Origin of the sequence: Candidatus Accumulibacter cognatus (assembly GCF_000584975.1) — a bacterium.
Taxonomy (GTDB): Bacteria; Pseudomonadota; Gammaproteobacteria; order Burkholderiales; family Rhodocyclaceae; genus Accumulibacter; species Accumulibacter cognatus.
This window is the reverse complement of sequence record NZ_JDST02000064.1, coordinates 1-22437: the sequence shown is the minus strand read 5'-3', so window position 1 is coordinate 22437 and position 22437 is coordinate 1. Positions and strand designations below refer to the sequence as shown.

Below are 22437 nucleotides of genomic sequence, written 5' to 3'. Positions count from 1 at the left end.
TTCAGCGATGGTAGCCTCCGTCGAGGCGCAGCACGCTGCCGTTGATCATGACATTCTTGAGGACATGCAAAACCAGCATCGCGAACTCGGCGGGATCGCCAAAGCGGTGCGGGAACGGGATCTGCCTCGCCAGCCGCGAGTCGAGATTCTTTTCCATATCGAACAGTGTCTGCGTGCCGAACAGGCCGGGCGCGATACCGACGACACGGATACCGAGCGGACCGAGTTCGCGCGAAGCCGGCAGGATCATGCTGACGACGCCGCCTTTCGAAGCGGCATACGCTGCCTCACCGCTCTGTCCTTCGTAGGCCGAGACTGATGCCGTCGACAGGATGACGCCTCTCTCGCCGTTGGCCAGTGGCTGCAGGCCCGCCATGTCGGCAGCGGCGAGCCGCATCATGTTGAAGGTCGAAATCAGGTTAACCTCGACGAGCTGGCGAAAATCCTCCAGTGGCATCGGACCACTGACCCCGACGATTGGATTGCAGTGGCCACGGCCGACGCAGTGCACCAGCACGCGCGCCGCCCCGTGCGCCGCGCGTGCCATGGCGATCGCCTGCTCTGCAGATCGTGCATCGGCGACGTCACAGGGAATGGCGAGCGCACCAATCTCGTCGGCAACTCTCTGGACACCCTCGGCGTCGATGTCGATCACTGCCACCTTGGCACCCGCTTCAGTGAGATAGCGCGCCGTTTCGGCACCCAGGCCCGATGCCGCCCCGGTCACTACCGCCGGACATGCCCATAGATCCATAATACGCTCCCGAGTTCTGCCGGACTGTCGGCCCGGCGCCAGCACCCATTATCGGGCGTCGCGCTTCCGCACGCAAACAGGCCCGTCGTGCGGTCGTGCGAGTAGGGGCGACGATTCCACCAGAACGGTTGTAGCCAACCTGGCAGATCTTCTTCGGCGAGCGGCAAAGACAATCTGTCATCAATCCGTCACAAAGCTGTCACATAATCTCTGCATCGTTTCGATCAACTCTAATCACGGAGACTTTCCATGTCACGCGATCTGTCCGCTTCAATTGCAACGTCGCTTTTTCCTGCAGGCGCTTTTGCTGCGGCTCTGGCGGTCAGTCCGCTGGCCATGGGCGCCGCCGCGCCCGTGGTCAAGATCGACGGTTCGAGCACGGTCTATCCGATCACCGAGGCGGTTGCCCAGGATTTCCAGCGGGCCAAGCTGCACGAAGTGCACGTCAACATCGGCGTCTCCGGAACTAGTGCCGGTTTCACGAAGTTCTGCCGCGGCGAGACCGACCTCTCGAATGCCTCGCGACCGATCCTGAAAAAGGAAATGGACGACTGCGCCAAAGCCGGCGTCCGCTTCTACGAAATGCCGATGGCCTACGATGCGCTGACCGTCGTGGTCAATCCACAGAACACCTTCGTCAATAGACTGGGCGTTGCCGATCTGAGAAAGCTTTGGGAACCGGAAGCACAGAACCGGATCAACACCTGGAAAGACCTCAACCCGGCATGGCCGGCCCAGAAGATCAATCTCTACGCGCCGGGTGCCGACTCGGGGTCTTTTGAATCCTTCACCGAAGTCGTCGTTGGCACTGCAAAGTCCAGCCGCAGCGATGTCCAGACTGCCGAAGACCACGCCGTGCTGGCGCAGCGGATCGCCGACGACAAGGACGCTCTGGGTTATCTGAGCCTCGACTACTACGTCGAAAACGGGAAGAAGCTGAAGGCTGTGGCAATCGGGGACGGCAAGGAAGCCGTTCTGCCGACGGTTGCCAACATTCGCAACGGCAGCTATCAGCCGCTGTCGCGTCCGGTGTTCCTCTACGTCAATGAAAAGTCGCTCGAAAAACCGGCGGTCAAGGATTTCGTCGATTTCTGCATGAAGAACGCCGAGCGGCTGGTTGTCGAAGCGAACTACCTGCCGCTGCCGGCACGGGCGTATAGCGAGAACCTCGAACGGATCAATGCCCGGAAAGTCGGCAGCGTTTACGGTGGCGAGAACAAGGCCCGCCCGCGGCCGGTTGACATGCGCAAGTTGCTCGATGCCTTGATGCACGGTTCCTGAGCATTGCCCCAGACAAAGATCTTTGGAATACTCCGAAGCCCCTCCGGAACCCCCACTCGCAGCGAGACACCTGCCATCCTTCCGCACAATGGACCGCTGTTGAACCCTGAACCTGTTGCTTCCTGTCACGGAGATTTGAATGTCAGCATCAGCCACTCCTCCCGGCGATGACCCGATCGCCGCTGCAACACATGCACTCAAACTGAAAAGGCTGGCCGGAAAAACCGGCGAGAAGCCGGGCCGAAAAAAGGGAAGGAAAACCGCAAGGATGGTTCGCTGCGAGGTACGCCTGACCAATAGCGAATTCCTCGATCTCTCCAGGCTGAAAAAGCAACTTGCGCGCAAGGGCGTCTCCGCCAGCAAGGAAGAACTCATTCGCGCCGGTCTCCTGCTGCTCGTCCATCTCGACCGCAGCGAGCTGAAGTCAGCGATTCGCGACGTCATCGCTCCAGAACCTGCGACCCAGGAAAGCGAATAGCGAGACGGTACGCACCAGGACCAGGGCCTGAGCCGGCCAGTGGTTCGAGATGAGTCAGGCAGATCTCGGCGCGACTGGCATATGCGAAGACCTTGGCCAGTGCGGCGATAGCCACGCAGATGGGTCTCTCGTCGGAGGCATTATCCCATTCGACAGCTTCGTCGAGCGCCGGCAGGAGATTCGGCAATTCGTTGAAGAAATAGCGCAGCAACCGAATGATTGCTGCCGAGCGCGTCGCCGACCGTCAAGACGTTCGAGCAAGGCGCCCCAGGCCCGCGGGAGCACCACGGTAGTATCGTCCGCGCCGCGCCCGGTGCGAAACCGCTGCCAGACAAGGATGCTGAACAGCGCGTCGTCATTTCCCCTATTTCCCCTATTTCCCCTCCATGACTTGGTGGCCGCCAGCGGGAACTGAGCGCCCACCGGAGCGCTTGGGCTAATCTCCAGCCGCCAGACCACATGCCAGGCACGTGGCAATTGAAACTCAAACACCGCCATTTTTCAATTTTCGGGATCGGCTGCGTTTATCATCCGCTCTTCACCATTCGGATCTGTTGCCTGCCGCATCGACCACTCACCGCTCACGCCCAATGGACAATCTGTTCGCCAAACTGCCACCTCCAGACTCGCCTGCCAATCTACGCATTGCGCCTTATCGGCTGCACAGTGTGGACTGGAGCAACCCGATCAGACCAGCGTCTGGCTGGCCGTTCATTACCACCCAGCGCCGCTGCCGGAATGAATGGCCAGCCTGCCCGTGGGCCCAAAAACCCATTGCAGCGACTCAACATCCGGGCGGCAAGCAGGTGATTGGCCGTGCAGGAACGGGCCAGGCCGTTTATGCTGTCGAAGCACGGATGCCGGCCCATGTCGTCTGCGCCTTTTCCCGCCTGCCAACAAGGTGCACAATGCACCATTCGATCCTTGCAACGGCCGGACCCTTCCCTGAAGGTGATCAGTCGCCGACGAGACTTTCACATTAACCCTGCGGCCCTGCCAATACCATGGACCCTGATCTGATCGATGCCAATCTGGTTTTCGCCAAGACCCCGGCCGGCGAAGAAGCGATGCTGCAACGAACGCGGGTCGTCCAGCGAAACGTCCGGATGGTGCTCATTCTCGTCGATGGCAACGCCACCGTCGCCGAGTTATGCGACAAGACCGGCAATGCTCCGATTACCCAGAATGCACTGCTCGAACTCGAACATGACGGATTCATCGAACGGAGAATCGAAAAGAACTCGGTCTGGCGGCACGCCAAGGACTCACCTACAGGCATCGTGGCAACGGCCATCCGTGCGGTTTCCGAATTCTCCACTTTTGGCGACAACGCTGCCGCACCCGTCGAGGAACCTGTATCCGACGACCAGAAAGGCCGGAGCATTCCTTTGCCTGATTCTGAAAGTCGGGGAAGCCATCCCTCGCGCGCTCCCCTCTCGCTCACGCCGCAGCCTTCTCTGAGCGGCGGCCCGCTGTCCGGCGCGGCCCTGCAGCCACAGCAGGAAACCACAGTTGCCAGACCGGCGGCAACCGCCGAAGCCGAACCGGCGAAACCCTCGCTTGTTGATCGTCTGAAGGCGATCGCCCGACCTGCCACTGAGAACGATGAGCCAGCGCTCAAACCGATCCGGCGTGGCCGCCGGCGATGGTCTCTGACCTGGTCGCTGGGCCTGCTGCTGGGGGGACTGTCGCTCTGCGCCGTGCTCTTTCTTCTGGCCCTGTTCTTTCCTTACGCCAACTACCTGCCGGAGGTGGAAGCCGGCCTGGCGCAAAGCATCGGACAGCCTGCCAGGATCGATCGTATGCGGGTCAGTGTCTATCCCCGGCCCGGCTTGCTGCTGGTTAATGTCCGCCTCGGTGAGGGAAGCGAGGGGCTTGAGATCGCCGAGGTCCGCCTGCAACCCGAACTCCAGACGCTTCGGGCGGACAAGATTCTCTTCAGGGAGGCTGAACTGAGCGACGTCAGGCTGTCCGTCGCGACGATCAGCAATCTGTCGCGAATGCTGGCCTCCGTCGCCAGCCCATCAGCCCGGGTCGGCGTTCAGCAGTTGACGATCAGCAATGCGGCATTCTCGTTCTCCGAACTGGCCATTGACGAAATGGATGGCCACTGCGAACTCTCGACCGATCACCACCTGGAATCGATCTCGCTACGCTCGCGAGACCGCGCCCTGCTGTTGAAGCTCAACCCGAGCGAGCGCGGACTCACGGTTCAGATCGATGCGATCGCCTGGCGGGTAGCACAGGGTTCGCCGTTTCTTTTTGATTCGTTGAACGTGAAGGGGGTCATCGAAGGCAGCGATTGGGTCATCGACAGCTTCGAATCGCGAATTTTCGACGGCGTGGTGCGCGCGGCGATGATACTGCGCGATGGACAGCAAGCGGCAATTGCCGGTGAACTGTCGTTCGAGCGGATCAATGCCCGGAAACTCGGCGAAGCTTTGGGTATCGGGAGCCAATTCCAGGGCGAGGCGCATGGCAAGCTGAAATTCTCGGCCAACTCGGCCAGTTGGCCAGGCCTACCCGCTGCACTTCAGGCCAGCGGAAACTTTACGATGCGTCGTGGCAGGCTGGGTGGCATCGATCTTCCCGAGGCAGTACGCCGATCATTGAGCACGCCAGCAACGCTGGGCGGCTGGACCCGTTTCGAGGAATTGTCCGGCGCCATCACGGTGACGCCAGACGCTTTCCTCTTTTCACGCCTGGCGTTGAATGCCGGCCTGATGCAGTCCTCTGGACAGATCGAACTGACCCGCAAGCTCCAGTTACGCGGCAGGATGGATGTCCAGATGCGCGGCCAGGCTGATCACAGCAGCCGGTCGATCCTGATCAGCGGCCCCCTCAAGTCGCCGCTGACGCAAACAGCCAACCACTGATCAGGGAATCATCCATTAGAGGACCGCTGCGATGGCGTCAGCCACGTAGTCGATGTTGTGCGTATTCAGCGCCGCCAGGCAGATTCGGCCACTGCTCACAGCGTAAATACCGAACTCCTCACACATGCGGTTGACCTGCTCGGCGCTCAGTCCGGTATAGGAGAACATCCCTCTCTGCCGAATGACAAAGGAGTAGTCCTGACTGACTCCCCGGCCCTTCAGCCGGTCGACCAGACTGAGGCGCATGGCACGGATTCGCCCGCGCATTTCTGCCAGTTCTTCTTCCCACAAGCGGCGCAGCTCCGGACTGGACAACACCGCAGAGACAATGGCACCGCCATGCGTCGGCGGGCTGGAGTAGTTGGTGCGGACGATACGCTTGATCTGTGACAGCACGCGCGCTGATTCATCCCTGTTGGCGGTGATCACCGACAGGGCACCGACACGCTCTCCGTACAGCGAGAACGATTTCGAAAATGAACTCGCCACGAGGAACTGCAAGCCAGACTCAGCAAACAGCCGGAGCGCCAGGGCATCCTCTACGAGGCCGTCAGCAAAGCCCTGATAGGCGATGTCCACGAAGGCCAGGAGACCACGGGCGCCGATCACTTCGATGACCTGGCGCCACTGTACCTCGTCGAGATCAGCGCCGGTTGGATTATGGCAACAGGCATGCAGAACGACGATTGAACCCGTCGGCAAGGCATTCAGTCCAGCCTGCATGGCGGCAAAATTGACGCCATGCGTCGCTGGATCGTAGTAAGGATAAGTCGCCACCGTGAAGCCTACGTTCTCGAACAGTGCGCGGTGATTTTCCCAGCTCGGATCGCTGAGATACACCGTGGCTTCGGGCAGCAGACGCCGCAGATAGTCGGCGCCGACCTTGAGCGCGCCGGTGCCGCCCAGCGCCTCGATGGTGAGCACGCGCCCCTCTGCAAGAAGCGCCGAGTCGGCACCGAAAAGCAGCTTCTGTACGTTCTGATTGTAAGCGGCCAGGCCGTCGATCGGTTGATAGCCACGCGGCGGCATGGCCTCCAGACGAGCTTTCTCGGCCAGTTTGACGGCAGCGAGCAGGGGCACCTTGCCACTGCCATCGAGGTACACGCCAACGCCGAGGTTGACCTTGGTGGAGCGTCCATCGGCGTTGAATGATTCGGTGAGGCCGAGAATGGGATCGCGTGGAGCCATTTCCACGGCGGCGAAAATCGAAGCGGTCATGCAGGTTTCCTCAGTTGCTCGGTTGGTCAAGATGGGTTCGTTGTGCCTTGACGAAAGCGGTGGTGCATGGTTCCTTCACCCACCGAAGACACAACCAGATCCGCGAGACAGAACGCTGAACGGCCGTTCTCGGCGCCGATCCGTCGCGAAACAACGTAGAATTCTAACATGCCGAACCAAGCGCACTCTCCTGAGAAACCGCCCTTCGTCACCTTCGAGGGCAGCCCGTTTCGTCTCTACCAACCCTTCCTGCCGGCCGGCGACCAACCTGCCGCCATTGATCGGCTGGTCGAAGGATTGCAGGACGGGCTCTCATTCCAGACCCTGCTTGGCGTCACCGGCTCGGGCAAGACCTACACCATGGCCAATGTCATCGCGCGAACGGGTCGTCCAGCGCTCGTTCTGGCGCCCAACAAAACGCTCGCGGCACAGCTCTACGCCGAATTCCGCGAATTTTTTCCTGATAACGCGGTCGAGTATTTTGTTTCCTATTACGACTACTACCAGCCGGAGGCTTATGTGCCGGCACGCGACCTGTTCATCGAAAAAGATTCTTCGGTCAACGAGCACATCGAACAGATGCGCCTGTCCGCGACCAAGAGCCTGCTCGAACGCCGGGATTGCGTGATCGTTGCCACCGTTTCGTGCATTTATGGCCTTGGTGACCGCGACGAGTACCACAAAATGATCCTGACCATGCGCGTCGGCGACCGTATCGGCCAGCGTGAGATGATCAGGCGCCTCGCCGACATGCAGTACGAGCGCAATGAGACCGACTTTCACCGCGGCACCTTTCGGGTTCGCGGCGACACCATCGACGTCTTCCCCGCCGAACACGCCGAACAGGCAATCCGGATCTCGCTGTTCGACGACGAGATCGAGGGCCTGCAACTCTTCGACCCCTTGACCGGTCATCTGCAGGCCCGGCTGCTGCGCTTCACGGTTTTCCCGTCGTCGCACTATGTGACACCGCGCGAGACCGTGTTGCGGGCAATCGAGGCGATCAAGGGGGAACTCGTTGAACAGATCGCCTACTTCAACGCCGAGAACCGTCTGGTCGAAGCGCAGCGCATCGAACAGCGTACCCGTTTCGACCTCGAAATGCTCGATCAGGTCGGTTTCTGCAAGGGCATCGAGAACTATTCCCGGCATCTTTCGGGACGCCAGGTCGGCGAACCTCCGCCCACCCTGATCGACTATCTGGCAACCGATGCACTGATGTTCATCGATGAGTCGCATGTCTCGGTTTCTCAGGTCGGTGGCATGTACAAGGGGGATCGCTCGCGCAAGGAGAACCTCGTCAATTACGGGTTTCGTCTGCCGTCGGCGCTCGATAACCGGCCACTGAAGTTTGCCGAGTTCGAGGCCCTGATGCGGCAGACCATTTTCGTTTCGGCCACCCCTGCCGACTACGAGACGACACACCAGGGACAGGTCGTCGAGCAACTCGTTCGCCCAACCGGCCTGGTCGATCCGACACTCATCGTTCGCCCCGCCTCGACCCAGGTCGACGACCTGCTGTCGGAGATTCGGCTACGCACAGCACTGGCGGAACGGGTGCTGGTCACCACCCTGACCAAGCGCATGGCCGAGGATTTGACTGATTACCTTAACGAACATGAAGTGCGGGTGCGCTATCTGCATTCGGACATCGATACCGTCGAGCGCGCCGAGATCATTCGCGATCTGCGTCTGGGCAAGTTCGACGTTCTGGTCGGCATCAACCTGCTGCGTGAAGGCCTGGACATTCCTGAAGTCTCGCTGGTGGCCATCCTCGACGCCGACAAGGAAGGTTTCTTGCGTTCCGAACGCTCACTGATCCAGACCATCGGTCGCGCCGCCCGCCATCTGCACGGTACAGCGATCCTCTACGCCGACAGGGTCACCGACTCGATGCAGCGTGCGATCGCCGAAACCGAACGACGGCGGCTCAAACAGCTCGCTTTCAACGAAGCCAACAGCATCGTACCCAAGGGGATCAGCAAACGTGTCATCGACATCATCGACGGAGTCTACGATGCCGAGAACGCGCAACGCGACCTCAAGGTCGCACAGCAACAGGCCGACTACCAGGCCATGAGCGAAAAGCAACTGGCGCGCGAACTGCGACGCCTGGAGAAGGAGATGCGCGAGTACGCCAAAAACCTCGAATTCGAGAAAGCCGCCGCCGCGCGCGACGAATTGTTCCGGATCCGCAAACAGGTATTCGGGATCAGCGGCGCCGAAGAACATCTTCAGCCCTTGTGAACTGATTGATTCTGTATAAGCTATTTCAATAGTCGAGGTTTCCATCTTTGTCTCCGGAGTGCGCAGTGAAGACAGCACGATTCCTCCAGGAACAACCCATTTTCGGCGGCGTTGGCGATCAGGCGATGCAGTCGATCATGCTGCTGATGCGGGAACTCCATTTCGCGGCTGCCGAGGTGATCGTTCAAGAGGGGGAAGATGGTGACTCCCTCTTCGTGATCTGCAGCGGCTCGGTCGAGGTGCTGAAAGCCTCTCCTGTCGCGAACGGCACGTTTGGAAAGCGCATCGCCGTTCTCCAGGTCGGTGACGTTTTTGGCGAAATGGAGTTGATCGACACGCAGCGTCGTTCGGCAACGATCCGTGCACTCGAGCCTGTGTCGGTGCTGGCCTTGTCCAACGCCGATCTGTTCCAGATCTACGAGTCTGACCCACAGACCTTCACGCTCCTGGCCCTCAACCTGGCCCGAGAACTGAGCCGGCGCCTGCGCAACATCGACGATCTGGCGGTACACTACATGGCTACGAACAGCCGCCCGGACCCTTCTTGAACACTCAGGCACATATGGATAGCAACAGTCTCGGACCCAGTTTCCTGGAACGTCTTTCTTCGTTTCTCGTGCGCGAGCCGGAAGATTGCGAAAAACTCATTTGCGAACACAACTCATGCAGTTGCCGCACTCGGCGCCAATACGCCGTGAAGACGTCGCTCGATTTCGATCATGCGATGACGGCAATTCGAGACGCCGGTATCACCATCCTCGAGGCCGCCCGTGCCACAGCCGGGGCAGCGGGCGTCGAGGCCGAAATCGTCCTGCTCGAGACGATGGAGCGCCGCGTCTCCGACATTCTCGTGGAAAAGGCACGCGAACTCGGCTGCGACCCGATCGTCATCGGTCGCCACGGCCAGCGCGGTCTCGTCGCCCTGCTGTTCCTCGGTTCGGTCGCCGGGAGGGTCGCCAGGCTGCCCAACGCCTCGGTCCTGCTGGTGGGCAAGCATTGATGCCGCCCGCCATCGCCATGCTCGACGATGACAAGGAAGAGCCGCTGCGCGCCGACATCCGGCTTCTCGGCCGGGTTCTCGGGGACACCGTGCGCGAGCAGGAAGGAAGCGAAGTCTTCGAGATTGTCGAACGCGTCCGCCAGACTGCCGTGCGCTTCGCCCGCGACGGCGACCCCGCCGCCCGCGCCGAACTCTCCGCCCTCCTCGACCCGCTGTCGCGCGACACGACGCAGACGGTCGTCCGCGCCTTCAGCTACTTCCTGCAACTGGCCAACATCGCCGAGGACGAGCACCACGTCCGGCGCCGGCGCGCTCATGATCTGGCGGGTTCGCCGCCGCGCGAAGGCAGCCTTGTCCACGCCCTCGACCGCCTCGCCGAGAGCGAGGTCCCGCCGGAGGTCGTCGCCGATTTCTTCGCCCACGCGCTGGTAGCGCCGGTCCTCACCGCGCATCCGACCGAGGTTCAGCGCCAGAGCCTGATTCGCAACCACCGCGACCTCGCCCACCTGCTCGACCAGCGCGAGCGCCAGCGCATGACGCCAGAAGAGGAAGCGGAGAACGATCTCGGCCTGGGCAACGCGATCCTGACTCTGTGGCAGTCACGCATGCTGCGTCCGGTGCGCCTCAAGGTGCTGGACGAAGTCAAGAATGGCATCACCTACTTCAAGGAAACCTTCTTCAACGAACTGCCGCGCCTCTACATCCAGGTCGCTCAACAGTTGCACGCGCGTTACCCCGAGCAGACCTGGGCGCTGCCACCGTTCTTCCGCATCGGCACCTGGATCGGAGGCGACCGCGACGGCAACCCCTTCGTCACCGCGGACATCCTGCGGGAAACGCTGCGCCTGCAATCGGCGGCCGTGCTCAATCACTATCTCGACGAAATTCACGAACTCGGTGGCGAGCTGCCGCTCTCCAGCCTGCTGGTCCGGACCACGACCGAGCTCGACGCCCTCTCGGCGCGTTCCACCGACCACTCGCCGCAACGGGAAGACGAGCCCTACCGTCGCGCGCTGACGGGGATTTATGCGCGTGTCGCAGCGACCACCCGCACGCTCGACCGCGTCGAGCCGGTGCGCCATGAAATCGGCCAAGCCGAATCCTACACCACCCCGGCCGAACTGCACGCCGACCTCAAGGTACTGTCCGCCTCGCTCAGGCAGAACGGCAGCGCCAGCCTCGCCGACGGCCGCCTGCGCCGCCTGCTGCGGGCGGTGCAGGTCTTCGGCTTCCACCTGGCGCCGATCGACCTGCGCCAGAATTCCGAAGTCCATGCCCGCAGCGTTGCCGAACTCCTCTCCGGTGCCGGGCGTTGCCCCAATTACGAGGAACTTTCCGAGGTCGACCGCATTAGCTTGCTGGTTGAGGAAATGGCGACGCCGCGCCCGCTCCATTCGCCTTTTCTCGACTATTCGGAGGAAACCCGCGGCGAACTGGCCATCTTCTTCGCGGCACGCGAGCTACGCCAGCGCTATGGCGCCGCGGCGCTGCCCAACTGCATCATCTCGAAGACCGACGGTGTCTCCGACCTGCTCGAACTGGCACTGCTGCTCAAGGAGGCCGGCCTGCTGCGTCCTGGCAGCCAGCCGCAACTCGACGTCAACATCATCCCGCTTTTCGAAACGATCGAGGACTTGCAGAAGAGCGCGGCGACGCTCGCTGGTATTTTCGACCTTGCCGCCTACCGCGCGCTGATCGGCGGACTTGGCGACGAGCAGGAAGTCATGCTCGGCTACTCCGACAGCAACAAGGATGGTGGCTTCCTGACCTCGGGCTGGGAACTTTACAAAGCCGAGATCGGACTGACCCGCGTCTGCCGCCAGCATGGTGTCCGGTTGCGCCTCTTCCACGGCCGCGGCGGGTCGGTCGGGCGCGGCGGCGGCCCCAGCTATCACGCCATACTCGCCCAGCCCGCCGGCGCCGTGTCCGGGCAAATCCGGCTGACTGAGCAGGGCGAGGTCATTTCGACCAAGTACGGCAACCCGGACACCGGTCGACGCAACCTCGAAGTGCTGATCGCGGCAACGCTCGAAGCCAGCCTGACCGACCACGAGAACCGCGTCGAACCCGCCGAGCAGTTCCACGCCGTGATGGACGAACTGTCGCAGCGCGCCTTCGTGGCCTACCGAAGCCTGGTCTATCAAACGCCCGGATTCACCACCTATTTCAGGCAGTCGACAGTCGTTTCCGAAATCGCGACCCTCAACATCGGCAGCCGCCCGGCCTCGCGCAAGCCATCCGAGCGCATCGAGGACCTGCGCGCTATCCCCTGGGTCTTCTCGTGGGCGCAGTGCCGGCTGATGCTGCCTGGCTGGTATGGTTTCGGTTCCGCGGTCGACGGCTATCTGCAGGCCAACCCCGAAGGGCTGGCCACCTTGCGCCGGATGCTCCATGCCTGGCCCTTCTTCAGGAGCCTGTTGTCCAACATGGACATGGTGCTGGCCAAGACCGACCTCGCCATCGCCTCGCGCTACGCCGAACTCGTCGCCGATGCGGAACTGCGCGCCGGCATCTTCCAGCGCATCAGGGCCGAGTGGGAACTGACCCGCCGACACCTGCTGGATATTCTCGGACAGGACGACTTCCTCGCCGACAATCCACTGCTCAAGCGTTCGCTGCAGTTGCGCTCACCCTACCTGGACCCGCTCAACCACCTGCAGGTAGAACTGCTGAAGCGCCATCGCGCCGGGGAAACCGACGAGCGTGTCGCCCGCGGCATCCATCTTTCGATTAACGGCATCGCCTCCGGGTTGCGCAACAGCGGTTAGAGAGAATTCGTGCCTATGGTCATCTGCCCGGCCGGACCGGACCGGCGGATGTCCACGGGCACTGAACAAGGCGGGATCCGGATGACTTTTCAGGGGCTCACGGGTGCAAATCGAACATTGACGCTGCTTGATGAAGGCTCATATACTCTCTTCAGTGCCGTTGGAATTCTTATCCTTGGCTCTTCTGCGCCTGCAAGCCTGGGAGCTGGAGATGGCGAAACCCAGGCTGCCATAAGCGAGAGCCCATCAACGGAGCCGACAGGCCACCCCGGATGGCTGGATCAGCGGATTGCAATCGGGAGTGAAGCGTCAGCTGCGCCGCTTTGCAGGCCCCCCAGGCGTTGCTGTTGACGTCGCATTCCTTACAAGGCAGATATGGATAGCAGCAGTCCCAGACCCGGTTTCCTGGAACGTCTTTCTTCGTTTCTCGTGCGCGAACCGGAAGATCGCGAACAACTCATGCAGTTGCTGCACTCTGCGCACCAGCGCAAGCTCCTTGACGCCGATGCCCTGAGCATCACCGAAGGTGCCATTGCCGCTTCCGAAATGTGTGTGCGGGAAGTCATGGTGCCACGCCCGTTGATGGAGGTAGTCGACATCAGGGATTCGCTGGCGGAGGTCGTCAGCCGGGTCAACACCACTGCCCACTCGCGTTTCCCGGTCATCAACGGCAGTCGCGACAATGTGGTTGGCATCCTGCTGGCGAAGGATCTGCTGCGCGTGCAGGGCGAGAGCGATTTCAGGCTGCGCGACTGGGTGCGTCCGGCGGTATTCATCCCCGAATTCAAGCGCCTCGACATCTTGTTGCGGGAATTTCGCGTATCGCGCAATCACATGGCGATCGTCATCGACGAATATGCCGGGATTGCCGGCCTGGTCACCATCGAGGATGTCCTCGAACAGATCGTAGGCGAAATCGAAGATGAATACGATTTTGACGAGACCGACGACCAAATTCAACTCGATCCGAATGGCTTCTATCGCGTCAAGGCACATGCTGCGATAGCCGACTTCGACGCTGCTTTCGGCACCCGCTTCAGCGACAGCAAATGCCAGACTGTCGGCGGACTGATCCTGCTTCACCTCGGCCGGGTACCGCAGTTCAATGAAACGATCATCGTCAACGGCATCCGCTTCCAGGTCTTGCGCGCCGACAGTCGCCGCATCTACACCTTGGTAGTCTCGCCATCGCCAGAGGCGGGCGATTCTGCTGAATAAAGCCCGGCGTTGGCGCGGCTTTGGCGCCGCCTGCCTGGGAGCCACGGGGGTCGTCGGCTTTGCACCGCTTGGCTGGTTTCCGGTCAACTGGTTGAGCCTCGGCGGCCTGTTTGCTCTGCTGTGTATCGAGATTGACGGCTGCAGCGGCGACCGGCGCGCCCGGTACGGTGCGCTGATCGCCGCCGCCTATGGCCTCGGCCTGTTTCTGGCCGGCGTCTCGTGGGTCTATGTCAGCCTGAGCGTTTTTGGCGGCATGCCGGCAGCCGTGGCGGGCCTGGCTACCGTGCTCTTCTGCCTTGTCCTGGCGGTCTTCCCGGCACTGGCCGGGGCGCTGTTCGTTGGCTTCGCCGTTGTCGGCTGGTGGCGGCGCGGCCTGCTCTTCGCCAGCCTGTGGATGCTTGCCGAGTGCTTGCGTGCCTGGGCTTTTACCGGATTCCCCTGGCTGGCCGCCGGCTATTCACAAACGCCACCGAGTCCGCTCGCCGGTTATGCCGCGCTGCTCGGCGTCCATGGGGTCTCGTTTGTTTCAGCGCTGCTCGGGACCCTGATCTTCGAGGTCGGCAGGCGCTGCTTATCCACCGAGCCCTGCAGCACGCGCGGCTGGCTGCACCGCTTCCCGGCGCTGCCGCTGCTCGCTGGCGCAGCGATTCTGGTCACCGGCGACCGATTGCGTGACCTCCGCTGGACAGAGGTGGCGGGCGAGCCGCTATCGGTGGCCTTGCTGCAGGGAAACGTGGCACAGGAAATGAAATGGCGGCCCGAGCGGTTCTTTGATTCGCTGCGCACCTATTACCGTCTGGCACAGGAGCATCCGGCGCAACTCACGGTGCTGCCCGAAACCGCCCTGCCGGCTTTCCTCGACCAAGTTCCCGCCGAGTATCTCGACGCGCTGCAAAAACTGGCGCTGCGCCAGCACGGTGACCTGCTGCTGGGAATCGCTGTCGCCGACGGCAAGCAGTATTTCAATGCAGCAGTGAGCCTGGGCGCGTCCGGCCAGCAGCACTACAGCAAGGTCCATCTGGTGCCTTTCGGCGAGTTCGTACCGCCCGGTTTTGCCTGGTTCATGGCCATGGCCAACATCCCGATGTCCAACTTCACCGCTGGCTCGCCGGGACAGCCGCCGCTGCGCCTGGCCGGCCAGCGCGTCGGGGTGAACATCTGCTACGAGGACGTCTTTGGCGAGGAAATCATCGCTGCGCTGCCGGCCGCAACGCTGCTGATCAACATTTCCAACGTCGCCTGGTTCGGCGATTCGCTGGCACCCGCGCAACACCTGCAGATCGCCCGCATGCGCGCCCTCGAGACCGGCCGCATGATGCTGCGCGCCACCAACACCGGCATGACGGCGATCGTCGACGTGGACGGTCGCGTGCTCTCGTCGCTGCCTCCCTTCACCCGTGGCGCGCTGGTCGGCGAAGTGCGCGGCCATACCGGTGCCACCCCTTATGTGCGCTGGGGTCACTGGCCAGTGATCGTTTGTGCCGTGTTGCTGATCGCTCTCCTCGGTCGCCGCAGGGCGGTGCTGCGGAAGCAGGTTCTTGTCCAGCGAGAAACCAAGTAAAATCTCGCTTTTGCTTTTACCCGAAGTTCTCCCATGCCCACGTTTCAGGAAGTGATACTGCGTCTCCAGGATTTCTGGAACAAGCAGGGTTGCGCGCTGCTGCAACCCTACGACATCGAAGTCGGTGCCGGAACCTTTCATACCGCCACCTTCCTGCGCGCGATTGGCCCCGAGCCGTGGAATGCGGCTTATGTCCAGCCGTCGCGGCGGCCCAAGGACGGGCGCTACGGCGAGAATCCGAACCGCCTGCAGCATTACTACCAGTATCAGGTAGTGCTCAAGCCCTCGCCGGACAACATCCAGGACCTCTATCTCGACTCGCTGCGTGCGCTCGGAATCGATACCGCCCAGCACGACGTCCGTTTCGTCGAGGATGATTGGGAAAGCCCGACCCTCGGCGCCTGGGGACTCGGTTGGGAAGTCTGGCTTGACGGCATGGAGGTGACGCAGTTCACTTATTTTCAGGAAGTCGGCTCGCTTGCTTGCAAACCGGTCCTCGGCGAGATCACTTACGGCATCGAACGCCTGGCGATGTATCTGCAAGGAGTGGAAAACGTTTTCGATCTGGTCTGGGCAGAGGGGCCAGGCTATCGGGTGAGCTACGGTGACGTCTATCACCAGAACGAGGTCGAACAGTCGAAGTACAACTTCGAGCATTCCAACGTCGAGATGCTGTTCCGTCATTTCGCCGAGCACGAATCCGAAGCCCGGCGCCTGATCGCTGCCGGCCTGGCACTTCCAGGCTACGAAATGGTGATGAAGTGCTCGCACACCTTCAATCTTCTGGATGCGCGCGGCGCCATTTCGGTAACCGAACGTGCGGCCTACATCGGCCGTGTGCGCGCCCTGGCGCGCGAAGTCGCCCAGGCTTACCATGATTCCCGTCAGGCCCTCGGCTTCCCGATGTGCAAGGTGGCCGCTGGCACTGGGGTACGATGACATGAACGATACCATCCTGATCGAGCTGCGCAGCGAGGAACTGCCACCGAAATCACTCAAGTCGCTGTCCGAAGCGTTCGCCGAAGCTGTTTTTTCTGCGCTCAGGGCACAGGAGTTCACGACCCCGGACAGCCGCTGCACCGCTTACGCCACCCCGCGCCGCCTGGCGCTGACCATCACTGGAATCGCCGCCTGCCAGCCTGACCGCGTGCTGGAGAAAAAGGGCCCCGGCGTTGCCGGTGGGCTCGACGCCGCAGGCAAACCGACCAAGGCACTCGAAGGCTTCATGCGCTCAGCCGGGGTGCGTTTCGAGCAACTTGCGACAACGACCGACAGCAAAGGGGAATACTTTGTCGCCCGGCGCGAAAAAAAGGGCGAGGAACTCGCGCTGCATCTGGCCGATATCGTTTCCCAGTCGCTCCGGAAGCTGCCAATCCTGAAATTGATGCACTGGGGAGATTCCGAACACCAGTTCGTTCGCCCCGTACATGGCCTGATCCTCCTGCACGGCCAGCACGTCGTTGCCGGAGAAGTCCTCGGGCTGCACAGCGGCCGGACGACGCAGGGCCATCGCTTCCTGTCGAGCGGCGAAATCGCCATCGATCATCCTGACGAGTATGTCGCCAGACTGGCTGCGGGCAAGGTCATCGTCGACTTCTCCAAACGGCGGGCAAAGATCGCCGCGCTGCTCGACGCCGCTGCCGGCAAGCTTGATGCCCGCATCCATCCGGCCGACGGCCTGCTTGATGAGGTGACGTCGCTGGTCGAATGGCCGGAGGTTTATGTCGGCGAGTTCGAAGCCGAATACCTCGAGGTGCCGCAGGAATGCCTGATTCTGACCATGCAGCAGAACCAGAAATACTTCCCGCTGCTCGATGGCCAGGGCAGGCTGCTCAACAAGTTCCTGATCGTCTCCAACATGCAGGTCGCTGACCCGGTCCACATCATCCGCGGCAACGAACGTGTCGTGCGCCCTCGCCTCTCGGATGCCCGCTTCTTCTACGATCAGGACCGCAAGAATGGCTTTGCCACTCGCGTCACGTCTCTCGGCTCGGTGGTCTATCACCACAAGCTCGGCTCGCTCGGCGACCGCGCGCAGCGAATGGGGCGCATCGCCCGCAGCATTGCCGAAAGACTCGGTGCCGAGGCCCACCTCGCCGAACGAGCGGCGCTGTTCGCCAAGATCGATCTGTTGACCGACATGGTGGGCGAATTCCCGGAACTGCAGGGAATCATGGGCCGCTATTACCTGCTGCACGAAGGGGGTTTGCCGGTAGTTGCCGACGCTATCGAACAGCATTACCGGCCGCGCTTTGCCGGCGATGCCCTGCCTGCCGGCAACATTGCCTGTGCCGCCGCGTTGGCCGACAAGCTGGATTCGCTGGTCGGATTCTTCGGGATCGGGCAGTTACCGACTGGCGACAAGGACCCCTTCGGTCTGCGGCGTGCCGCCCTCGGGGTACTGCGCATCCTGATGGAAACGCCGCTGCCTCTCGACCTCGGTGAACTGATCAAGGACTCGCAAGCGGAGCTGGCCAAACAGGGAATCCAGCTCGCCACCGTCGACGAACCCTTGCTCGCCTTCATCCATGACCGTCTGCGTGGTCTCTTGAAGGACGCCGGGCATGCGCCCGACGTCATCGAAGCGGTGCTCGCGCAAGGACCGACGCGCATCGATCTGGTACCCGCCAGGCTGGCGGCGGTGCGCGAGTTCCTGCAGCTTCCCGAGTCGCTGGCGCTGGCGGCAGCCAACAAGCGCATCGGCAACATTCTGAAAAAAGCCGAGCAGAATCTGCCCGAGCCAGACATCGCGCTGCTCGAGGAAGCCGCCGAGAAAGCCCTGTTCGAGCGGGTGCTGTTGATTGCGCCACTGGTCAGGTCGCATGTCGCCAACGAGGACTATGCCGATGCGCTCAAGGTCCTCGCCTCGGTGCGCTGTGAGGTCGACCGCTTTTTCGACGAAGTGATGGTGAACGTGCACGAACCGCTGCTGCGCAATAACCGCCTGGGCCTGCTGAGAGCACTTTTCGACCTGCTCAATGCGGTCGCCGACATCTCGAAGCTGATCGTATGAAGATCGTCATTCTCGACCGTGACGGCGTCATCAACTACGATTCGAAACAGTTCATCAAGTCGCCGGCAGAGTGGCGTCCCATTCCCGGCAGCATCGAAGCCATCGCCAAACTCAACCAGGCCGGCTATCGCGTGGTCGTGGCGACCAACCAATCCGGTATTGGACGCGGACTGTTCGACATGGATACGCTCAATGCCATCCATGACAAGATGCACCGCGCTGTACAGGCGGCCGGAGGACGCATCGACGCTATCTTCTATTGTCCGCACTCGATCGATGCCGATTGCCATTGCCGGAAACCAAAAACCGGCATGTTCGAACGTATTGCCCATTGCTTCAACGTCGATCTGGAAGGCGTACCAGCGATCGGCGATTCACTGCGCGACCTGCAGGCCGCCGTCGCGGTAGGGGCGAAACCGCTGCTGGTGATGACCGGCAAAGGAACACTGACGCATACCGAAGGGGGTCTTCCGGAAGGTACGCTGATATTCCCTGATCTTGCCGCGGCAGCCAACCACATCCTGATTTCATGATGGAAGCCTTGCGCACGGCGCTGTTCCTGTTGCTGGTCAGTCTGTTGACGATTCCCTTTGGGGTGCTCGTTTCACTGGCGGTATTTTTTCCGATGCCAGCGCGTTACCGCATCATCGCAATCTGGCGGAGGGGTTTCATGGCCCTCTGCCATTACGTGCTCGGCATCCGCTACAGAGTGCTCGGCCGCGAGAACATCCCGGCCGAGCCTTCGGTGGTGCTCGCCAAACATCAGTCGGCCTGGGAAACGGTCGGGCTGCAGGAGGTCTTTCCACCGCTGGTCTTCGTGCTCAAGAAGGAACTGTTGCGGGTGCCCTTCTTTGGCTGGGGACTGGCAGCGATGAAGATGATCTCGATCGATCGGGCGGCGGCCAAGGATGCGCTCAAGCAGGTCTTTGATCAGGGGCGTGAACGCCTGGCGGCCGGCTACTGGGTGGTGATCTTCCCCGAAGGAACGCGCGTTGCCCCCGGCGAAACCGAACGTTACAAGCCTGGCGGCGCGCATCTGGCGGTGCGCAGCGCTGCCAAGGTCGTTCCGGTGGCACACAACGCCGGGGAAGTCTGGAAAAAGGGCCGCTTCGCGATTTCCCCCGGTCTGATCACCATCAGTATCGGCCCGGCGATCGATCCCGCCGGCAAGACTGCGGTGAAGATCAACGCCCTGGCCTCGGCCTGGATCGAAGCCGAAATGCGGCGTCTCTCACCGCATCGTTATCGCGCTGCCGATGCTGCTGATGCCGTTGCCGCAGTCTGAACCGCCACGATCCGGCGAGCGGCCGCTGGCGGCCGGCGAAATCTCGCGCAGCATTGCACTCGGCGACCGCCCGGTCAGCTATGTCCTGCGTCGGAGCAGGCGCCACACCATCGGACTGTCGATCGATCAGCAGGGTCTACGTGTCGGCGCCCCCGAGCGCGTCTCGCTGCGTGAAGTCGAGTCGCTGATCCGTCAGCATGGTGAATGGATCGGCAGGAAACTCGACGAATGGCAGAACCGCCGCCTGCCGGAACGGCTGCAGATCGTCGATGGCGCGCAACTGCCGCTGCTCGGACACCCGCTCAGCATCCACCTGGCGGTCGGCGCCAATCGCATCGTCTGGAACCTGCAGGCTTCCGAGCGGGCACTGACGCTGTGCCTGCGCTCGCCGGTCGAGGCGCCGCGGCTGCTCGAAAAAGCACTGCGCGAACGAGCGCGGTTGCTGTTCAGCGAACGGATCGACCATTACCTGCCACAGCTTGGCGTTGCACGGCCGCCGCTCTCGCTGTCGGCAGCGCGCACGCGCTGGGGCAGTTGCAGCCTGCGCAGCGGCATTCGCCTGAACTGGCGACTGATCCACTTTGCGCCGCCGCTGATCGACTACGTGGTGGTCCATGAACTCGCGCACCTGTGCGAAATGAACCACAGCGAACGCTTCTGGTCGATCGTCGCAGCGCTGTACCCCGATTACCGAAGCGCGCGCGCAGAACTCAAGCGCTGCGCGACGAATTGCCCACACTGGTGAGGAGATGAGATGAGGATTTTGCATACGATGTTGCGGGTTGGCGATCTCGATCGCTCTTTGGCCTTTTACACCGAAGTTCTCGGCATGCGCGAGTTGCGCCGTCAGGATTACCCTGGCGGTCGCTTCACGCTGGCTTTCGTCGGTTACGGTCTGGAATCGGAAGGCGCGGTCCTGGAACTGACGCACAACTGGGATACGCCCTCGTACGACATCGGCAATGGCTTCGGGCATGTAGCCATCGAGGTTCCCGACGCCTACGCCGCTTGCGAGCAGATCAAGAAGCGTGGCGGCAAGGTGGTGCGCGAAGCTGGTCCGATGAAACACGGCACGACGGTGATCGCCTTCGTCGAAGACCCCGATGGCTACAAGATTGAGCTGATCCAGAAGAAGACCCATGCCTAAGGCAAGACGTCGCCTGGATCGGGTTGCGGATGGTTTGCCAGGACCAGGACTTCCGAAGGCGGCAAATTGCGTATCTCGACAAAGGCCATACCGCCACTGCTCCGCTTCACCACCAGGCTTGAACCTACCGGGTGCGCTCCGGACGCCAGCGGGCAGCCAGCCTGCGCGGTGTTCAGCACCACCTGCAGCAGCGAACCGGATGGGCTGAGCGAAGCGTCTACCAGAACGTCGGCGCCACGTGCGTCCGTGCCATGGCCATTGACGACGCAGAGCAACTCTTCGTCGTCGAGAATGCGCGACCAGGCGATCAGCTCGCCCGGCCCATAGACGTCGAATGCCCGTCCGAACAGGGAGATCGGGCGCAGGTACTGTCGACCGTGCCGCAGGCAAGGGTACTGCGCGCGTACCGCATTGATCGCGGCAATGCGGGTAAAGGCTGGGCCCTGTTCGTCGAAGCAGTGCTGGCCGGCGGTTCCGAACGGGCCAAAGCCAGGCAGGTCCGGGTCCAGGGCAGACTCCAGGCCGGCCCGCCCGCTCCGGAGCGGATGCGCCGGTCCGAACATGGCTTCGCGGAGATAACGATCCGAACCCTTCCACTCCGGCAGCCAAAAACGCTCTGCCGGCTCCGGCCCGGCCAGGCTCTGCTCGGTCCCGTAATAGATACACGGGATACCCAGCGTGAAGGCCTGCATGGCCACGCCGGCCGCGATCTGCTGCGGCGAAGCCGCCTCGCTCGAAAAGCGCAGTTTCTGACCGAATACATGGTCATGATCGTCGAGAATCGAAACATGCCGGTTGCCGAGATTGCGGTGCGAACCCATCCCCGCAGAAGCAGGGTTGAAACCGTCGAAGTAGGCATGCGGGTGCACCAGCCCCTTGGCGACGCCATTCAGCGTCGGGCGCATCTCGCCAATGTCGAGCGCGGCGTTCAGGTTACGGTCGAGAACATCGAGATAGCGGTCCTGGCTGTAGTCGCCGCCTGCCACCTCACCGACGAGAAAGAAATCATCCTTGCCGAGGTTGCTGGCGAATTCCTTGATCGCGCCGCAGAAATTGCGCGCGTCTTCGAGTGAAACATGCTTCAGCGTATCGATCCGAAAGCCATCGCAGTCGCTCAGCGCAATCCAGTACTTGTAGCATTGTGCCAGGTCACCAAGCACCGTGTTCTGGTCAAAATCTCGCAGCGTGATGAAATCGCTACGTTTGTGCTCGGCAAACGGGTCGTTGATGTCGCCGGCACCCAGGCTGCCACTGCCGGCACGGGTGTAGCACTCGGGCGCCTGCAGTTCGCTCGGCCAGGCACCGTCTTCGGGACCGGCGATGGCGCCGACCGTCTGTCCCTGATCGCCGAGCCAGGCACCGAAGGCGTAACGTCCCTGTGTATAGTGGGGTGTCGATGTGCCTCCTGGTGTGCCCTCCGGATAAACCCAGTTGGAACCCGAGTGATTGAAAATGATGTCGAGGATGACCCGCAGTCCGGCCTGATGCGCTTCTGCCACCAAAGCGACCAGATCGGCGCGATTGCCAAAACGCGGGTCGATGTCGAGGAAATCCTGGACACCGTAGCCATGATATACCGTGCGCGGTCACG

At 61.9% G+C, this 22437-nt stretch carries 17 protein-coding genes and 1 pseudogene; 15 read left to right on the top strand and 3 right to left on the bottom strand.

The window, feature by feature from the left end; genetic code table 11:
• Nucleotide 1: 1 nt before the first annotated feature.
• Nucleotides 2-754: an SDR family NAD(P)-dependent oxidoreductase gene (locus AW06_RS12450; protein WP_034950507.1), complete on the bottom strand. Its 753-nt coding sequence runs from the start codon at nucleotides 752-754 to the stop codon at nucleotides 2-4.
• A gap of 249 nt (nucleotides 755-1003) precedes the next feature.
• Between AW06_RS12450 and AW06_RS12445 the strand changes: the two genes are divergently transcribed.
• The 3 genes from AW06_RS12445 (at nucleotide 1004) to AW06_RS12430 (ending at nucleotide 5389) form a co-directional block, all read left to right on the top strand.
• Nucleotides 1004-2035 (top strand): PstS family phosphate ABC transporter substrate-binding protein, encoded by a 1032-nt coding sequence (locus AW06_RS12445; protein WP_034950505.1) that lies wholly within the window; start codon nucleotides 1004-1006, stop codon nucleotides 2033-2035.
• 139 nt (nucleotides 2036-2174) lie between these two features.
• Nucleotides 2175-2513, top strand: coding sequence for a hypothetical protein (locus AW06_RS12440; RefSeq protein WP_034950503.1), 339 nt, complete (start codon nucleotides 2175-2177; stop codon nucleotides 2511-2513).
• 1004 nt (nucleotides 2514-3517) lie between these two features.
• On the top strand, nucleotides 3518-5389 hold the full coding sequence (locus tag AW06_RS12430; RefSeq protein ID WP_034950499.1) for an AsmA-like C-terminal region-containing protein: 1872 nt from the start codon (nucleotides 3518-3520) through the stop codon (nucleotides 5387-5389).
• A 15-nt stretch (nucleotides 5390-5404) separates the two neighbouring features.
• Here the strand turns inward: AW06_RS12430 and AW06_RS12425 are convergent, their stop codons facing one another.
• Entirely contained in the window at nucleotides 5405-6607 is a 1203-nt protein-coding gene (locus tag AW06_RS12425) for an amino acid aminotransferase (protein ID WP_034950497.1), read from the bottom strand.
• 168 nt (nucleotides 6608-6775) lie between these two features.
• Between AW06_RS12425 and uvrB the strand changes: the two genes are divergently transcribed.
• The 12 genes from uvrB to gloA all read left to right on the top strand — a co-directional run bounded on the left by uvrB (nucleotide 6776) and on the right by gloA (nucleotide 20846).
• Complete coding sequence (gene uvrB / locus AW06_RS12420) at nucleotides 6776-8854, top strand: excinuclease ABC subunit UvrB (RefSeq protein WP_034950495.1); 2079 nt, start codon at nucleotides 6776-6778, stop codon at nucleotides 8852-8854.
• Nucleotides 8855-8919: 65 nt separating this feature from the next.
• Entirely contained in the window at nucleotides 8920-9402 is a 483-nt protein-coding gene (locus AW06_RS12415) for a cyclic nucleotide-binding domain-containing protein (RefSeq protein WP_138678198.1), read from the top strand.
• A gap of 176 nt (nucleotides 9403-9578) precedes the next feature.
• The gene (locus AW06_RS12410; RefSeq protein WP_171047329.1) at nucleotides 9579-9854 is read left to right on the top strand and encodes a universal stress protein; all 276 of its coding nucleotides are present in this window, start codon (nucleotides 9579-9581) and stop codon (nucleotides 9852-9854) included.
• Entirely contained in the window at nucleotides 9854-12622 is a 2769-nt protein-coding gene (ppc, locus tag AW06_RS12405; RefSeq protein WP_273704647.1) for a phosphoenolpyruvate carboxylase, read from the top strand. The genes AW06_RS12410 and ppc overlap by 1 nt, the downstream gene beginning before the upstream one ends.
• A gap of 375 nt (nucleotides 12623-12997) precedes the next feature.
• On the top strand, nucleotides 12998-13840 hold the full coding sequence (locus AW06_RS12400) for a transporter associated domain-containing protein (protein WP_034950491.1): 843 nt from the start codon (nucleotides 12998-13000) through the stop codon (nucleotides 13838-13840).
• A complete protein-coding gene (lnt, locus tag AW06_RS12395) occupies nucleotides 13827-15401 on the top strand; it encodes an apolipoprotein N-acyltransferase (protein WP_337958785.1) in 1575 nt (524 codons plus the stop codon). Before AW06_RS12400 ends, lnt begins: the two co-directional genes overlap by 14 nt.
• Before the next feature lie 33 nt (nucleotides 15402-15434).
• Nucleotides 15435-16340: a glycine--tRNA ligase subunit alpha gene (gene glyQ, locus AW06_RS12390; protein WP_034950488.1), complete on the top strand. Its 906-nt coding sequence runs from the start codon at nucleotides 15435-15437 to the stop codon at nucleotides 16338-16340.
• 1 nt (nucleotide 16341) lies between these two features.
• Complete coding sequence (gene glyS / locus AW06_RS12385) at nucleotides 16342-18414, top strand: glycine--tRNA ligase subunit beta (protein WP_034950487.1); 2073 nt, start codon at nucleotides 16342-16344, stop codon at nucleotides 18412-18414.
• Nucleotides 18411-18947: a D-glycero-beta-D-manno-heptose 1,7-bisphosphate 7-phosphatase gene (gmhB, locus tag AW06_RS12380; protein WP_034950486.1), complete on the top strand. Its 537-nt coding sequence runs from the start codon at nucleotides 18411-18413 to the stop codon at nucleotides 18945-18947. Before glyS ends, gmhB begins: the two co-directional genes overlap by 4 nt.
• Complete coding sequence (locus AW06_RS12375) at nucleotides 18947-19699, top strand: lysophospholipid acyltransferase family protein (protein ID WP_034950484.1); 753 nt, start codon at nucleotides 18947-18949, stop codon at nucleotides 19697-19699. The genes gmhB and AW06_RS12375 overlap by 1 nt, the downstream gene beginning before the upstream one ends.
• A complete protein-coding gene (locus AW06_RS12370) occupies nucleotides 19671-20444 on the top strand; it encodes a SprT family zinc-dependent metalloprotease (RefSeq protein WP_246148685.1) in 774 nt (257 codons plus the stop codon). Before AW06_RS12375 ends, AW06_RS12370 begins: the two co-directional genes overlap by 29 nt.
• A gap of 9 nt (nucleotides 20445-20453) precedes the next feature.
• Nucleotides 20454-20846 carry a lactoylglutathione lyase gene (gene gloA, locus AW06_RS12365; RefSeq protein ID WP_034950482.1) on the top strand — a complete coding sequence of 131 codons (393 nt, stop codon included), beginning with the start codon at nucleotides 20454-20456 and terminating at the stop codon, nucleotides 20844-20846.
• On the opposite strand, the pseudogene AW06_RS12360 reads toward gloA, so the two are convergent.
• Nucleotides 20843-22420: pseudogene (locus tag AW06_RS12360) on the bottom strand (alpha-amylase family glycosyl hydrolase); the annotation flags it as partial. The gene gloA and the pseudogene AW06_RS12360 overlap by 4 nt on opposite strands.
• Nucleotides 22421-22437 lie beyond the last annotated feature (17 nt).

Bases quoted from the DNA above. Each gene is read 5' to 3' on its own strand.
- AW06_RS12450 (WP_034950507.1), bottom strand. From the start codon at position 754: ATGGATCTATGGGCATGTCCGGCGGTAGTGACCGGGGCGGCATCGGGC.
- AW06_RS12445 (WP_034950505.1), top strand. From the start codon at position 1,004: ATGTCACGCGATCTGTCCGCTTCAATTGCAACGTCGCTTTTTCCTGCA.
- AW06_RS12440 (WP_034950503.1), top strand. From the start codon at position 2,175: ATGTCAGCATCAGCCACTCCTCCCGGCGATGACCCGATCGCCGCTGCA.
- AW06_RS12430 (WP_034950499.1), top strand. From the start codon at position 3,518: ATGGACCCTGATCTGATCGATGCCAATCTGGTTTTCGCCAAGACCCCG.
- AW06_RS12425 (WP_034950497.1), bottom strand. From the start codon at position 6,607: ATGACCGCTTCGATTTTCGCCGCCGTGGAAATGGCTCCACGCGATCCC.
- uvrB (WP_034950495.1), top strand. From the start codon at position 6,776: ATGCCGAACCAAGCGCACTCTCCTGAGAAACCGCCCTTCGTCACCTTC.
- AW06_RS12410 (WP_171047329.1), top strand. From the start codon at position 9,579: ATGACGGCAATTCGAGACGCCGGTATCACCATCCTCGAGGCCGCCCGT.
- ppc (WP_273704647.1), top strand. From the start codon at position 9,854: ATGCCGCCCGCCATCGCCATGCTCGACGATGACAAGGAAGAGCCGCTG.
- AW06_RS12400 (WP_034950491.1), top strand. From the start codon at position 12,998: ATGGATAGCAGCAGTCCCAGACCCGGTTTCCTGGAACGTCTTTCTTCG.
- glyQ (WP_034950488.1), top strand. From the start codon at position 15,435: ATGCCCACGTTTCAGGAAGTGATACTGCGTCTCCAGGATTTCTGGAAC.
- glyS (WP_034950487.1), top strand. From the start codon at position 16,342: ATGAACGATACCATCCTGATCGAGCTGCGCAGCGAGGAACTGCCACCG.
- gmhB (WP_034950486.1), top strand. From the start codon at position 18,411: ATGAAGATCGTCATTCTCGACCGTGACGGCGTCATCAACTACGATTCG.
- AW06_RS12375 (WP_034950484.1), top strand. From the start codon at position 18,947: ATGGAAGCCTTGCGCACGGCGCTGTTCCTGTTGCTGGTCAGTCTGTTG.
- AW06_RS12370 (WP_246148685.1), top strand. From the start codon at position 19,671: ATGCTGCTGATGCCGTTGCCGCAGTCTGAACCGCCACGATCCGGCGAG.
- gloA (WP_034950482.1), top strand. From the start codon at position 20,454: ATGAGGATTTTGCATACGATGTTGCGGGTTGGCGATCTCGATCGCTCT.